Origin of the sequence: Pseudomonas sp. PDM21 (assembly GCF_014852505.2) — a bacterium.
GTDB lineage: Bacteria > Pseudomonadota > Gammaproteobacteria > Pseudomonadales > Pseudomonadaceae > Pseudomonas.
Map to the genome: position 1 here is coordinate 3,581,035 of NZ_CM181223.1, position 14,175 is coordinate 3,595,209.

Consider the following 14,175-nt stretch of genomic DNA (forward strand, 5'->3'; position numbering starts at 1 on the left):
GTCAGATGCGCTCCAGCTTGGGTAGCCATACCCGGATCAGGGAGAACAGGCGGTCGAGGTCGATGGGCTTGGCCAGGTAGTCGTTGGCGCCAGCGCGCAGGCACAGCTCGTGGTCGTCCTTCATCGCCTTGGCGGTCACCGCGAGGATCGGCAGCTTCTTGAAGCGCGCGTCCTGGCGGATCAGGCGGGTCGCCTCGTAGCCATCCATCTCCGGCATCATCACGTCCATCAGCACCAGGTCGATGTCGCCGACCTCGGCGAGCTTCTCGATGGCCTCGCGGCCGTTGCGCGCCACTTCCACGCGGGCGCCCTTGTGCTCCAGGGCGCTGGTGAGGGCGAAGATGTTGCGCACGTCGTCGTCCACCAGCAGGATGCGCCGCTCCTCGAAGGCCCGGTCGCGGTTGCGCGAGGTGCGCAGCATGCGCTGGCGTTCACTGGAGAGCTGCGACTCGACCTTGTGCAGGAACAGCGTCACCTCGTCCAGCAGGCGCTCCGGCGAGCGCGCGCCCTTGATGATGATCGAGCGCGAATACTTGAGCAGCTCGGCTTCCTCGTCACGGGTCAGGTTGCGCCCGGTGTAGACGATCACCGGCGGGAACGAGCAGATGTCCTCCTCGCCCATGCGCCGCAGCAGCTCGTTGCCCTGCATGTCCGGCAGCTTGAGGTCAATGATCATGCAGTCGTAGATGTTGCGCCGCAGCAGCTCCAGGGCCTGTTCGCCCTGCTCCACCGCGGTGATCTCGATGTCGTCGTCGCCGATCAGTCGCGAGACGCTGTCGCGCTGCAGCGGGTCGTCCTCGACCAGCAGGATGCGCTTGACCTCCTGGGTCAGCTTGGCCTCCAGCTTGCCGAAGACCTCGCGCAGTTGCTCGCGGGTGGTGGGCTTGAGCGCGTAGCCGATGGCGCCCAGGTGCAGGGCCGCTTCGCTGCGGTCCTCCACGGAGACCACATGTACCGGCACATGGCGGGTGCGCGGGTTGGCTTTCAGGCGTTGCAGCACGGCGAGGCCGGATTCGTCGGGCAGGTGCATGTCCAGCAGGATGGCGTCCGGGCCGTGCTCGTCGGCCAGGCGCAGGCCTTCCTCGGCGCCCATGGCCACCAGGCAGCGGTAACCCAGCTCGCGAGCCAGGTCATAGAGGATGCGGGCGAACTTCGGCTCGTCTTCCACCACCAGCACGCAGCGCTGGCCGACGCTGACCTGTTCGCGGTCGTCGGCGAATGCTGCGGCGGCCGGCGCACGCACCACCGGCGGCGCAATGGCGGTCGGGGCAACCGCGACAATCGGCGCAGGCGCGCTGACCACCTCGTCTTCGGCCGGCGCCTGGTAATTCAGCGGCAACAACAGGCTGAACACGCTGCCCTTGCCCGGCTCGCTGCTGACGATGATGCTGCCGCCCAGAAGGTGCGCCAGGTCGCGGGAAATCGACAAGCCAAGGCCAGTGCCGCCGTAGCGGCGGTTGGTGGCGCCATCGGCCTGCTGGAAGGCTTCGAAGATGCGCGCGAGCTGGTCCTCGGCGATACCGATGCCGCTGTCACGCACATCGAAGCGCAGCCCCTCGGGCGCGGCGCTCACACGCAGAGCAACTTCGCCGCTGTCGGTGAACTTGAAGGCGTTGGACAGCAGGTTCTTGAGGATCTGCTCCACCCGCTGGCGGTCGCTGAACAGCAGCGCCGGGGCGTCCTCCGCCACTTCGGCAACGAAGCGCAGGCCCTTGTTGTCGGCCTGCGGCCGGAACAGCCCTTCCAGCGCTTCCACCAGGCGACGCACGCTGGCGTTCTCCGGGCGCACTTCCAGCTTGCCGGCCTCGACCTTGGAGATGTCGAGGATGTCGTTGATCAGGTTGAGCAGGTCGTTGCCGGCGCCGTAGATCGACTCGGCGAACTTCACCTGCTCATCGTCCAGGTTGCCCTGTTCGTTGTCCGCCAGCAGGCGCGCAAGAATCAGCGAGCTGTTGAGCGGCGTGCGCAGCTCGTGGGACATGTTGGCGAGGAACTCGGACTTGTAGCGGCTGGCCCGCTGCAGCTCGTCGGCGCGGCCCTGAAGGTCCAGGCGGGCCTGGTTCAGCTCGGTGTTCTTGCCGTCGAGATCGTCGCGCTGGGCGGCCAGTTCCTGGGCCTGCTCGGCGAGGCGCTCGTTGGTCTGCTCCAGTTCCGCCTGCTGGGCCTCGAGGTGCGCCTGGGACTCCTTGAGCACCCGCGACTGCTCCTCCAGTTCCTCGTTGGCGGTCTTCAGCTCTTCCTGTTGCACCTGCAGCTCTTCGTTGAGCTGCTGGGTTTCCGCCAGCAGGTCCTGCAGGCGCTGGCGATGCTGCGCCGAGGCGATGGCACTGCCGAGGCTTTCGCCGACATTCTGCAGGAAGGCCTGGTCACGCTCTTCCAACTGGCGCAGGAAGCCCAGCTCCAGCACGCCGACCACACCACCGTCGTTGAGCAGCGGCAGCAGCGCCACGCTCACCGGCTGGCCGTTGCCCAACGCCGAGTTGACCTTCAGGTAGTCCGGCGGCAAGCCCTCCACCACGCGCAGCTTGCGCTGGCGCGCGGCCTGGGCGATCAGGCTTTCGTCCGGGGCAAAGTAGTCCTCACCCAGGGCGCCGGTGGCGAAACCATAGGTACCGGAAAGACGCAGGCCGCCGCGATCATCACGCACATACAGCGCGCCCACCGGGGAGGCGACGAACTCGCCGAGGAAGTCCATCAGGCTGCGCCCCAGGGTCGGCAGCGACTGCTGGCCGATCAACTGTTCTCCCAGGCGGCTCTGGCCATCGCGCAGCCAGGCCTGGCGGGCCAGGTGTTCGTTATGCGCCACCTGGCGGCGCAGAGATTCGGAGTAGGACTCGGACAGGCTGACCAACTGTCGGCGACCGAAATACGCCAGCAGGGTGCCGACCACGATACTGAACACCAGGTAGAGGACGACCACGCCCGTGGAGAGGTTGGAGGCGAACTGGTTGCGGTCGTGGCGCAGCTGCTGCTCGGTATTGATCAGTGAGGCGTACTGGGCGCGGATCGCATCCATCATGCTCTTGCCGCGCCCCGCCTTTATGGCGTCGGAGGTGTCCTGGCCCTGGCGGCGCTGCTCGATCATCTGCTGGGCGAAGGTCATCCATTCGTCCTGCATCGATGTCAGGCGGCCCACGCGCTCGACCTGCGGCGGGTTGTCCGCCACGAGCTCCGAGAGGCTCTTCAGGCCGGAATTGATGCGAGGCCGCGCCTGCTCCAGGGGTTCCAGGAAGCCCGGATCGCCAGTGATCAGGAAGCCGCGCAGCCCGCTTTCCTGGTCGACGCTCAGGCGCTGCATCTCGTTGGCGCTGGAGATCACCCGGTCGGTGTGCTCGACCCAGCCCAGCACGTCGAGCATGTAGAGGATCAGGCCGATGAACAGCACCGCGCCCAGCAGGCAGATGCCCAGCGGCAGCGCCATGTTGCGCGCGAGTATGCGGCGGAAGGCGCTTTCGTCGGCGATGGCTTTCTGGTTCATCTGCGGGTTCCCTGATGGCCTATCTTCCCTGGATGCATCCCGCCGGCATGGCGGAGATTGCGACAGATGCCAGGTAAGTATTTGAAGTTATTGTAAGAACGTTCTTAAAACTGGAGAAATAATAACGCTAAGCGTTGTAGGCTACATACCAGCTGGCGAATTGACAGCCACTCCTGCGGGACGTTCGAACTTTTTGCGGAATAAGCCTGGAGAAAAGTGGAATTATCTCCCGGTGCGCCTTTCCAACGTCCGACAAGGAACAGAAGATCAATCGGTCGCAGGGTTTGCTCGATGCCAAGCTCCCCGGGGGAAACCCCTATTTCACCAGTGCAGGGCCAGGGCGACTTCCTCAACAGCAGTAGCGCCATGGCACCGCTGATCCGCCAGTACGACTGGGCGACCACGCCGCTCGGCCCGATGGACCAATGGCCGGCCACGCTCAAGGGCATCCTCGAAGTCGGCCTGAACTCGCGCCTGCCGGTGTGCATCTACTGGGGTCCGGAGTTCATCCTGCTGTACAACGACGCCTGGAGCGCAATCCCCGGCGACAAGCATCCCGCCTGCCTGGGCCAGCCCGCGCACGTCGCCTGGTCGGACATCTGGTCGATCCTCGACCCCATGTACAACGGCATCCTGCAGACCGGCGTGGCCGCCCACGAGGAAGACCGCCTGCTGCCCATGGTGCGTTTCGGCTACGTCGAGGAAGCCTACTTCACCTATAACGTCAGCCCGATCTTCGGCCAGGACGGCAAGCCTATCGGCCTGTTCAATACCGCCGTGGAGACCACCGGCAACGTCATCGAGCAACGCCGCCAGCGCCTGCTGACGCGTTTGGCGGAGCGCCTCGGGCAGGCCGACGACAGCGCACAGATCTGCGCCCTGGCTTTCGCCCTGCTTGCCGAAGCCAGCCACGATGTGCCTTTCTGCCTGCTCTACCATGCCGGCACCCTGCTCGGCGCCTGCGGCACCGACACCAACGATCACTTCGCCCCCGCGCAACTGACGCTGGACGACGACCCTCTGCACCTGTTCGGCGGCATCAAGGAAGCCCACCAGTCCCCCCTGGGCAGCCAGCACATGCGCGCCTTCGCGCCCTGGCCGGAAGTGCTCGACAGCACCTACGCCACCCCACTGGATGGCCACGCCGACAGCCTGGCGGTATTCGGCATCAGCCCGCGGCGGCGCCTGGACGAGAACTACGCGACCTTCTTCAACGAACTGGCCGCCCTGCTCGGCCATGCCCTGTCCGCCGCCAGCCAGCGTACGGAAGAGCGCAGGCTGAAGGTCGCCGTACAGGAAGAAGCCCGCCAGCGCACCCGCGAGCGCGACCGCGTGTGGACGGTGAGCCAGGACCTGCTCTGCGTGCTCGATCACCAGGGCGTGCTGCTCAACGTCAACCCGGCCTGGGGCAGCCTGCTGGGCTGGAGCGAGGAGCAGCTCACCGGCCGCAACAGCGAAGAGCTGGTACACCCTGACGACCTCGCGCCGAGCATCGCCATCCGTTCCACCCTCGCCCGTGGTGAGCGCCTGCAGCACTTCGAGAACCGCCTGCGCCACGCCGATGGCAGCTATCGCTGGATTTCCTGGCACGCCACCGAGGAAAACGGCGTCATCTATGGTTGCGGCCGCGACATCACCGAACAGAAGCGTGGCGCGCTACTGCTGGAGCAGGCGCAGACCGCCCTGCTCAACGCCCAGCGCATGGAGGCTGTCGGCCAGCTCACCGGTGGCATCGCCCATGACTTCAACAACCTGCTGGCGAGCATTCGCTTCAGCCTCGACCTGATCACCCGCCGCGCGCCAGCCAACACCCAGCCGGAGCTCAGCCACATCCTCCATGCCGCCACCCAGGCCACCGAGCGCGCCGCCGAGCTGACCCACAACCTGCTGGCTTTTGCCCGTCGTCAGGCGCTGGCCATGCACCCGGTGAACCTCGGCCAGCAACTGCGCAACTGGCACGACGAACTGGTCGAACGCGCCGGCCCGGACGTCACACTGGCGCTCACCCTGGATGACACGCAGAGCGTCCTGACCGATCGCGACCAGTTGCACAAGGCCATGCTCCACCTGGTGGAGAACGCCCGCGACGCCATGCCCGGCGGTGGCAGCCTGGAGATCAGCCTGCGGCGCCAGGAGATCGTCAGCGGCGAGCATGACCTGCCGGCCGGTGACTACCTCGCCCTCTCCCTGCAGGACAGCGGCCAGGGCATGAGCCAGGCGACCCTGACCCACGTCTTCGACCCCTTCTTCACCACCAAGGGCATCGGCCCCAACAGCGGGTTGGGCCTGTCGATGGTCTACGGCTTCATCAAACAATCCGGCGGGCACATCCGCCTGCGCAGCGAGCCCGGCCAGGGCACCTGCGTCACACTCTATTTCCCGAGAGGCACCTCAGTGGTCAGCATTCCCGACGCCCCTACGCCCCCCAATGAACCGGCCAACGAGCAGCTGTGCGTCCTGGTCGTCGAGGACAACGACCTGGTGCGCATGCTCACCGTGGAAGTGCTGGAGGAGATTGGCTACCAGGTGCTGCAGGCCGAGGACGCCGAAGAGGCGCTGTCGATCCTGCAGGGAGATACCACCATCCACCTGCTGCTCACCGATGTCGGCCTGCCGGGCATGAACGGCGAGGAACTGGCAGTGGCCGCGCGCGAGGCGCGGCCGGAGCTGCCGATCCTGTTCGCCACCGGCTACGCCGAGATCGTGCATATCGATGGCAGCGAACTGGCCACGCGCATGTCGATGATCGCCAAGCCCTTCTCCATCGACGCTCTCCGTGACAAGGTCAACGGCATGCTCCGGCGCAAGGACGGCTGAAGGGCTTCAATGAGTTAGCAGCACGCTCAGTGTCGCGCGCAGCTTGCCCGGCTTCACCGGCTTGTTCAGCAGCGGCATCCCCAGCCGCTGCAACGCACGACGGCAATCATCGCTGCGGTCGGCGGTGATCATCAGCGCCGGCAGCTCGCAGCGGAAATACTCGCGCAGCCCACGCACCGCCTCGCAGCCGGTGCGGCCATGGTCAAGGTGGTAGTCGGCCAGGATCACCTCCGGCGCCTTGCCATCCAGCGCCTGCAGCGCTTCCTCGTAGCTGGTCGCTACCAGTACCTCGCAGCCCCACTGTCCGAGCAGCGCCGCCATGCTGGCGAGGATCGCCTCTTCGTTGTCGATCACCAGCAGGCGCCGGCCCGGCAGCGGGTCGCCGGTCACCGGGCGCGGGCCGCTCTCCACCAGCCCCGGTTGCGGCAGATCGCGCACCAGCGGCACTTCGAGGGAGAACACCGACCCACGCCCCGGCACCGAGCGCACCTGCACCCGGCAACCGAGGATACCGGCGATGCGGTCGACGATCGCCAGGCCCAGCCCGACACCGCGGCGGTTGGCCGTGCGCCCGGCGTCGAGCTGGTTGAATTCAAGGAAGATGGCTTGCAGCTGGTCCGCCGGAATCCCCCGTCCGGTGTCCCAGACTTCCAGCCTGACGCTATCCCCGCGCCGGCGCGCGGCGAGCATCACGCTGCCGCGCTCGGTGTAGCGGCAGGCGTTGCTGAGGAAGTTGCGCAGGATGCGCGACAGCAGACGATGATCGGTGCGCACCGCCAGCGCGGGAATCCGTGAGCGCAGGCGCAGCCCGGCGGCGCGCGCCACTTCGTCGAACTCCGAGACCAGCGGGCCGAGCAGTTCGTCCAGCGGATAGACATCCAGGTCCGGGCGGATCGTACTCTGGTCCAGGCGGGCGATTTCCAGCAGGTCGGTGAGCAGGTCCTCGGCGCCTTCCAGCGCCTGGTGCGTGCGCTCCACCAGCACCTGTTCGGCGTTCGGCAACTTGCGTTCGCGCAGGGTGGAAACCAGCAGGCGCGCGGCATTCAGCGGTTGCAGCAGGTCGTGGCTGGCGGCGGCCAGGTACTTGTCCTTGCTGTTGTTGGCGGCCTCGGCGGCGTCGCGAGCCTCGCGCAGTTGCTGGTTCAGCCCCTCCAGCTCGCGGGTGCGCTCGGCGACGCGTTGCTCCAGCTCTTCGTTCAGGCTCTGCAGGCGCTGCTGGGCCTGGACGCGCTCGGTGATGTCGGCGACGAAGCCTTCCACCAGGCCTTCTTCATCCGGCTTTATCAGCAGGTTCATCAGGACGATCACATGGCTGCCATCGCGGCGGCGCAGGCGCGTCTCGTAGCCGAACAGGCCGTCCCGCTCGCGCAGCAGCGCGCGGATGCGGCGCATCTCCGCCTCGCCGCCGACGAACAGCTGGCTGGCCATGTCCTGCAGGTTCCACAGCACCTGCTGCGGGTCGTCATAGCCGAGCATCCGCGCCAGCGCCGGGTTGGCGGCGCGCAAGCCCTGGCTCAGGCTGGCCTGGAAGATGCCGTGGACGGCGTGTTCGAACAGCCATTTGTAGCGGTTGCGCTCCGCTTCCAGCTCGTCCAGCCGCGCCACCAGCTCGGGGTAGTGGCTCTTGCGCGCGGAATGGCTGCCCAGGCCCAGCAGCCCGGCCAGGGCCTGTTGCTGCTGCTCGTCAGAGGGCCTCGCCATACACCACCTCGACATCGCGCAGGCTGGACTCGCGAGGGTTGGTGAGGATGCACGGATCCTGCATCGCGTGGCGCGAGAGGAAGGGAATGTCGGAGCTGCCCACGCCATGCAGGCCAAGGCTTTCGTGGAAACCCACGGCGTTCTTCAGGGCGATCAGGTGCTCCACCAGGCGCTGGCGGATCTGCGCATGGTTCAGGCCACGGCAGTCGATGCCGAAGGTCTCGGCAATCACCTTGAAGCGCTCGGGCGCGGCGCTGTAGTTGAAGGCCACCACGTGCTCCACCAGCACGGCATTGCACAACCCGTGCGGCAGGTCGAGGTAGCCGCCCAGGCTGTGGGACATGGCGTGCACCGCGCCAAGGATCGCGTTGGAGAACGCCAGCCCCGCCTGCATGCTGCCCAGCATGATCTTCTCGCGCAGGGCGATGTCCGCCGGGTTGGCGATCATCTGCACCAGGTTGCCGTTGATCAGCCGCATGGCTTCCAGCGCGTGGGGGTCGGTGAGCGGGCCGTGGCCGGTCGAAACGAATGCCTCGATGGCGTGCACCAGCGCATCGATGCCGGTGCAGGCGGAGAGGAACGGGTCCATGGTCAGGGTGGTTTCCGGGTCGATCAGCGACACATCGGGCACCACCGCCTTGCTGACGATGGAGAACTTCATCCGCTCGTCCTGGTTGGAGATGATCACGAACTGCGAGACGTCCGCCGAGGTACCGGCGGTGGTGGGGATCAGGATCAGCGGCGGGCTGGGCACGCGCAGGGTGTCCACGCCCTCGAACTCGAGGATGTTGCGGCCGTGGGCGACGACGATGCCGATGCCCTTGGCGCAGTCCATCGGGCTGCCGCCGCCGACCGCGACTATCACGTTGCAGCCTTCGCTGCGGTAGACGTCGGCGCCGCGCATGACTTCTTCCACGCGCGGGTTGGGCGACACCTCGGTGTAACGGCAGAAAAGAATGTTCTGGGCGGCCAGGCTGGCCTCGATATCGGAGACCCAGCCGGCGGCGACTACACCGGGGTCCGACACGACCAGCACCTTGCGGGCGCCGAAGGTTTTCACGTAATTGGCGACATTGTGCCGGCATCCGGCACCGAAAATGATCTCTGGCGAGACGAACTTGCGCAGCTGGCTGAGCTCGTGGGACATCGGGGGCTCTGTCGTTATTGTTATGGGATATTTCCGGCAGCCTACTGCATCCGTCAGGTATTGCAATGCGACCTTGGCAGACGGTTCTGACAGTCGGTTCTGACGGATATCAGTCCGCCAGAAGCACCTGATAGAAACGCCATTCGGCCTCCAGCGCGTGGGCCAGGTTGGCGGCCTGGCGGAAGCCATGGCGCTCCCCGGCGTAGCGGTGCACTTCCACCGGCACGCCGCGCTGGCGCAGGCTGTCGACCATGGCGTCGGTCTGCGCCGGCACCACCACCGCATCCAACTCTCCCTGGAAGAAGATCATCGGCGCGTGGATATGATCCGCCTGCAGCACCGGCGTGCGTTCGCGGTAGCGCTCGGCGTCCTGTTGCGGGTCGCCGATCAGCCAGTCCAGGTAGTCCGCCTCGAACTTGTGGGTGACCCGCGCCAGCGCCTGCGGATCGCTGACGCCATAGAGGCTGGCGCCGCCGCGCAAGCCCGGCAGCCGTGCCAGCGCCATCAGCGCGCTGTAGCCGCCGGCACTGGCGCCCCGCACGAACACCCGCTGGCGGCCGATGCGCCCGGCCTTGGCAAGGAAGTCCAGCGCCGCGCCGATGTCCTCCACTTCCACCTGTCCCCAGCCCAGGTGCAGGCGTTCGCGATAGGCACGACCATAGCCGCTGCTGCCGCGGTAGTTGATGTCGGCGACGGCGAAGCCACGGCGCGTCCAGAACTGGATGCGCCCGTCGAATACCGGGTAGCTGGCCGACGTCGGCCCGCCATGCAGGAACACCACCAGCGGCGGCGCAGGGTCGCCCGCGCGGGGCGGATAGAAGAACCCATGCCCGCACTCGTCCCCGCCCACCGGGTAGCGGAAGGCCTCGCCACGAGACAGCTCGCCCTCGGGCAGCGGCTTCTCGCCACCGGCCAGCACCTGGGTCGAGCCATCCACCCGGCGGATCGCCAGCAGCGTCGGCAGTCGATCCGGCGCGGCGGCGATGCAATAGAAATGGCGTTCATCCGCCGCCAGCGCGCGAAAACGGCTGTACTCCGGTGCGAGCCGGTGCTGCCTGCCACGCTCGTCGTACACCACCAGCAGGCCGCAGCCATCCACGTAATGGGTTGCCAGCAGCTTGCCGCCCGCCAGCGGCAGGAAGGTACGCCCACCCAGTTGCCACGGCGCGCCGGCGTGGTCGGCCGCCACGCAAGGCAAGGTGCCGTGGCCTTCGTGGCAGGGCTGCCAGTAGCCGTCGCCATCGCTCAGCCAATGCAGGCGACCGTCCTCGGCGAAACGTGGCTGCTGGATGGACTCATGGCGGGTCTGTCCGGCCAGGCAGCGCTGCTCACCCGCGAAGGACTCGCATAGCCGCGTGCGCGTCCAGGGTTGGTGCGGGCGATCCCATTCCACCCAGGCGGTGCGTTCGGCACTGCCGTCCGCCACCGGGGACGCATAGAAGTCCGCGCCCGACGCGATCACTCGGCGCCGGCCATCCGCGTCGAGGCGGACTATGCGGTGAGTCACACCGCCGCTGCCGTTCTCCTCCTCCACGGCGAGTATCGCGTTCCACGCCGGCACGTAGTGCAGGTCGCCGTAACGGCAATCATCGCGGTGGGTGAGCGGCCTGGGCACGCCGCCCAATCGCAGCCAGTGAACCTGCTGGTCGCCCTCTTCCACCCAGGCCACGCCGTCGGCGGTGGCGCAGCAGGAGCCGCCACCGTATTCGTAGACGCGGCTGCGCACCGAAGCTCCGGGCGGCGTCAGCTCGACGCTCTGCCCATCACGACGGAGGAACAACCGGCAGCGCGCGCTGGCGGGGTCGAACGCAGCCCACAGCAATCCGCCGTGGGCCACGTGCAGCTCGGCGAAATCCCCCGCGGCGGCTACCGCGCGTTCGGCGCTCCAGTCGCTGCGCTGCATCCTCAGGCCTTGCAGATCAGTTGCGAGGCCCGCTCGTTGCGCAGGGTCAGCGCACTGAGCGGGGCGGCGGCGGTTTCCGCCTCGCGGCGGGCGTCGAGGATAATCCCGTGGTGGGCCGACTTGGCGCACACCGGGTCGGTTGCCTCGGCATCACCGGTGAGCATGAAGGCCTGGCAGCGGCAGCCACCGAAATCCCGCTCCTTCTCGTCGCAGGAGCGGCACGGCTCGGGCATCCACGAGTCGCCGCGGAAGCGGTTGAAGCCGAAGGACTCGTACCAGATGTGCTGCAGGCTGTGCTCGCGCACGTTGGGGAACTTCACCGGAAGTTGTCGCGCACTGTGGCACGGCAGCGCGGTGCCGTCCGGGGTGACGTCGAGGAACACGCTGCCCCAGCCACCCATGCAGGCCTTGGGGCGTTCCTCGTAGTAATCGGGCACCACGAAGATCAGCTTGCATGGGTTGCCCTCGGCGGCCAGGCGCTCGCGGTATTCGGCGGTGATGCGCTCGGCGCGCTGCAGCTGCTCGCGGGTCGGCAACAGGCCGGCACGGTTCAGCTCGGCCCAGCCATAGAACTGGCAGGTGGCGAGTTCGACGAAGTCCGCCTCCAGCTCGATGCACAGCTCGATGATGCGGTCGATGCTGTCGATGTTGTGCCGGTGGGTGACGAAGTTCAGCACCATCGGGTAGCCGTGGGCCTTCACCGCGCGGGCCATGGCGAGCTTCTGGGCGAAGGCCTTGCGCGAGCCGGCGAGCAAGTTGTTCACCTCCTCGTCGGCGGCCTGGAAGCTGATCTGGATATGGTCGAGACCGGCGTCGGCGAACTCCTTCAGGCGCTTCTCGTTGAGGCCGATGCCGGAGGTGATCAGGTTGGTGTAGAAGCCCAGCCCGCGCGCCGCCGCGATCAGTTCGGCAAGATCCTGGCGCACCAGCGGCTCGCCACCGGAGAAGCCCAGCTGCGCCGCGCCCATCTCGCGGGCCTGGCGGAACACTTCGATCCATTGCTGGGTGGAAAGCTCCTCGCTGCCCCTGGCGAAGTCCAGCGGGTTGGAGCAGTACGGGCACTGCAGCGGGCAGCGGTAGGTCAGCTCGGCCAGCAGCCAGAGTGGCGGGCCTACCGGCGCTTCAGCGCAGCTCGATCCAGAATTGCGCATGGGCCACCTCGAGGAATGCCAGGATGTCTTCGTCGATGCCCGGCACGCCGGGGAAATCGGCACGCAGGCCATCGATGATGCCGGCGACGTCGGCTTGCCCGTCGACCCGGCCGAGAATCGCCCCGGCACTGTCGTTGAGCTTCACCATCCCCTCGGGATAGAGCAGCACATGGCAGCCCTGGGCCGGTTCGAATTGCAGGCGGAAGCCCCGGCGCAGCGCCGGGATGCTGTCCAGCGAAGGCAGACTCATCACAGCAACCCCCTGTGCCATACGCGCTCGCTCGTCACCGTGTGGTACGGCGGCCGCTCCAGTTCATAGGCCATGCTCATCGCGTCGAGCATGCTCCAGAGCACGTCGAGCTTGAATTGCAGGATTTCCAGCATGCGCTCCTGGGCCTCGCGGGTGCGGTAGTGCTCCAGGGTGATGCGCAGGCCGTGCTCGACATCGCGGCGCGCCTGGGACAGACGCTTGCGGAAGTAGTCGTAGCCGGTGGCGTCGATCCACGGGTAGTGCTGCGGCCAGCTGTCCAGGCGCGACTGGTGGATCTGCGGAGCGAACAGCTCGGTCAGCGAACTGCTGGCGGCTTCCTGCCAGCTGGCGCGGCGGGCGAAGTTGACGTAGGCGTCCACGGCGAAACGCACGCCGGGCAGCACCAGCTCCTGGGACAGCACCTGTTCACGGTCCAGCCCGACGGATTCGGCCAGGCGCAGCCAGGCTTCGATGCCGCCCTCCTCGCCGGGTGCGCCGTCATGGTCGAGGATGCGCTGCAGCCATTCGCGGCGTACATCGCGGTCCGGGCAGTTGGCGAGGATCGCCGCATCCTTGAGCGGGATGTTCACCTGGTAGTAGAAGCGGTTGGCCACCCAGCCCTGGATCTGCTCGCGGGTGGCGCGGCCCTCGTACATGGCCACATGGTACGGGTGGAAGATGTGGTAGCAGGCGCCCTTGGCGCGCAGTGCCTGCTCGAACTCGGCGGGGCTCATGGCTTCGCGGGTCATCGCGACGCTCCTTCTGGGAAAAGAGCCATTAAAGGAAAATCCCCATGCCATCGAACGCCACCTCGATACCACGCGCGTCCAGTTCGGCGCGTTCAGGCGAGGCGATGTCGAGGATGGGATTGGTGTTGTTGATGTGAATGAGCACCTTGCGCGGCCCGTCGATGCCGTCGAGCACCTCGATCATGCCGCCGGGACCGCTCTGCGCCAGGTGGCCCATCTCGCTGCCGAGCTTGTCGCCGACCTCGCAGACACGCATTTCGTCGTCGCGCCAGAGCGTGCCGTCCACCAGCAGGCAGTCGGCGCGGCGCATCCAGGCCAGCAGCTCGTTGTCCACCTGGCCCAGGCCCGGTGCGTAGAACAGCTTGCCGCCGGTGGACAGGTCTTCGATGAACAGGCCGATGTTATCGCCCGGATGCGGGTTGCCCCGGTGCGGCGAATACGGCGGCGCACTGCTGCGCAGGGCGATGGCGGTGAGGCGCAGGCCCGGGCAGGCCGGGATGCTGAAGGGCTCGGCATCCAGCGCGATGAGCCGGTGCTTCAACCCGCCATTCCAGTGCGACAGCATGGGGAACAGCGGGAAGCCGGTGGACAGGTCCTGGTGGACCATTTCCGTGCACCAGACCTCGTGCGGGCAGCCCTCGCGCAGGCTCAGCAGACCGGTAGTGTGGTCGATCTGGCTATCCAGCAGGACGATGGCGGCAATCGCCGAATCCCGCAGACGCCGGGCCGGCTGCAGCGCCGGAAAGGACGCCAGCTGGGCGCGGATGTCGGGTGAGGCGTTGCAGAGAATCCAGTTGGCGCCGTCGTCGGACAGCGCGATGGACGATTGGGTGCGTGGCTGCGCGATCACGCTGCCGTCGCGGACGCCACGACAGTTGCGGCAATTGCAGTTCCACTGGGGAAAGCCGCCACCGGCGGCCGACCCGAGAATTCGGATGTGCATGACAGTGCCCCGTGGGCAGGGGCCCCGGCGGACCGG

9 protein-coding genes are annotated in these 14,175 nt (G+C 67.2%); 1 reads left to right on the forward strand and 8 read right to left on the reverse strand.

Annotated elements, in window-relative coordinates; all coding sequences use genetic code 11:
• Position 1: 1 nt before the first annotated feature.
• Complete coding sequence (locus tag IB275_RS16500) at positions 2 to 3,478, reverse strand: response regulator (protein WP_192296050.1); 3,477 nt, start codon at positions 3,476 to 3,478, stop codon at positions 2 to 4.
• A gap of 291 nt (positions 3,479 to 3,769) precedes the next feature.
• Here IB275_RS16500 and IB275_RS16505 point away from each other — a divergent pair, with 291 nt between their 5' ends.
• On the forward strand, positions 3,770 to 6,295 hold the full coding sequence (locus IB275_RS16505) for an ATP-binding protein (protein ID WP_192296051.1): 2,526 nt from the start codon (positions 3,770 to 3,772) through the stop codon (positions 6,293 to 6,295).
• 6 nt (positions 6,296 to 6,301) lie between these two features.
• Here IB275_RS16505 and IB275_RS16510 read toward each other — a convergent pair whose 3' ends face one another.
• From IB275_RS16510 to pqqB, 7 genes are all read right to left on the reverse strand, one after another.
• Positions 6,302 to 7,996, reverse strand: a complete 1,695-nt coding sequence (locus tag IB275_RS16510) for a PAS domain-containing hybrid sensor histidine kinase/response regulator (protein WP_192296052.1) — start codon at positions 7,994 to 7,996, stop codon at positions 6,302 to 6,304.
• Positions 7,980 to 9,143 carry an alcohol dehydrogenase-like regulatory protein ErcA gene (gene ercA, locus IB275_RS16515; RefSeq protein ID WP_192296053.1) on the reverse strand — a complete coding sequence of 388 codons (1,164 nt, stop codon included), beginning with the start codon at positions 9,141 to 9,143 and terminating at the stop codon, positions 7,980 to 7,982. The genes IB275_RS16510 and ercA overlap by 17 nt, the downstream gene beginning before the upstream one ends.
• 109 nt (positions 9,144 to 9,252) lie before the next feature.
• Positions 9,253 to 11,046 (reverse strand): S9 family peptidase, encoded by a 1,794-nt coding sequence (locus IB275_RS16520; protein WP_192296054.1) that lies wholly within the window; start codon positions 11,044 to 11,046, stop codon positions 9,253 to 9,255.
• A 2-nt stretch (positions 11,047 to 11,048) separates the two neighbouring features.
• On the reverse strand, positions 11,049 to 12,197 hold the full coding sequence (gene pqqE, locus IB275_RS16525) for a pyrroloquinoline quinone biosynthesis protein PqqE (RefSeq protein WP_192296055.1): 1,149 nt from the start codon (positions 12,195 to 12,197) through the stop codon (positions 11,049 to 11,051).
• The gene (gene pqqD / locus IB275_RS16530) at positions 12,169 to 12,447 is read right to left on the reverse strand and encodes a pyrroloquinoline quinone biosynthesis peptide chaperone PqqD (protein ID WP_024762490.1); all 279 of its coding nucleotides are present in this window, start codon (positions 12,445 to 12,447) and stop codon (positions 12,169 to 12,171) included. Before pqqD ends, pqqE begins: the two co-directional genes overlap by 29 nt.
• A complete protein-coding gene (gene pqqC, locus IB275_RS16535) occupies positions 12,447 to 13,196 on the reverse strand; it encodes a pyrroloquinoline-quinone synthase PqqC (protein WP_192296056.1) in 750 nt (249 codons plus the stop codon). Before pqqC ends, pqqD begins: the two co-directional genes overlap by 1 nt.
• Positions 13,197 to 13,224: 28 nt before the next feature.
• Positions 13,225 to 14,139: a pyrroloquinoline quinone biosynthesis protein PqqB gene (pqqB, locus tag IB275_RS16540; protein WP_192296057.1), complete on the reverse strand. Its 915-nt coding sequence runs from the start codon at positions 14,137 to 14,139 to the stop codon at positions 13,225 to 13,227.
• Between the last annotated feature and the right edge of the window lie 36 nt (positions 14,140 to 14,175).

Coding starts and splice junctions, on each gene's coding strand:
- IB275_RS16500 (WP_192296050.1), bottom strand. CDS start 3,478: ATGAACCAGAAAGCCATCGCCGACGAAAGCGCCTTCCGCCGCATACTC.
- IB275_RS16505 (WP_192296051.1), top strand. CDS start 3,770: ATGCCAAGCTCCCCGGGGGAAACCCCTATTTCACCAGTGCAGGGCCAG.
- IB275_RS16510 (WP_192296052.1), bottom strand. CDS start 7,996: ATGGCGAGGCCCTCTGACGAGCAGCAGCAACAGGCCCTGGCCGGGCTG.
- ercA (WP_192296053.1), bottom strand. CDS start 9,143: ATGTCCCACGAGCTCAGCCAGCTGCGCAAGTTCGTCTCGCCAGAGATC.
- IB275_RS16520 (WP_192296054.1), bottom strand. CDS start 11,046: ATGCAGCGCAGCGACTGGAGCGCCGAACGCGCGGTAGCCGCCGCGGGG.
- pqqE (WP_192296055.1), bottom strand. CDS start 12,197: ATGCGCAATTCTGGATCGAGCTGCGCTGAAGCGCCGGTAGGCCCGCCA.
- pqqD (WP_024762490.1), bottom strand. CDS start 12,447: ATGAGTCTGCCTTCGCTGGACAGCATCCCGGCGCTGCGCCGGGGCTTC.
- pqqC (WP_192296056.1), bottom strand. CDS start 13,196: ATGACCCGCGAAGCCATGAGCCCCGCCGAGTTCGAGCAGGCACTGCGC.
- pqqB (WP_192296057.1), bottom strand. CDS start 14,139: ATGCACATCCGAATTCTCGGGTCGGCCGCCGGTGGCGGCTTTCCCCAG.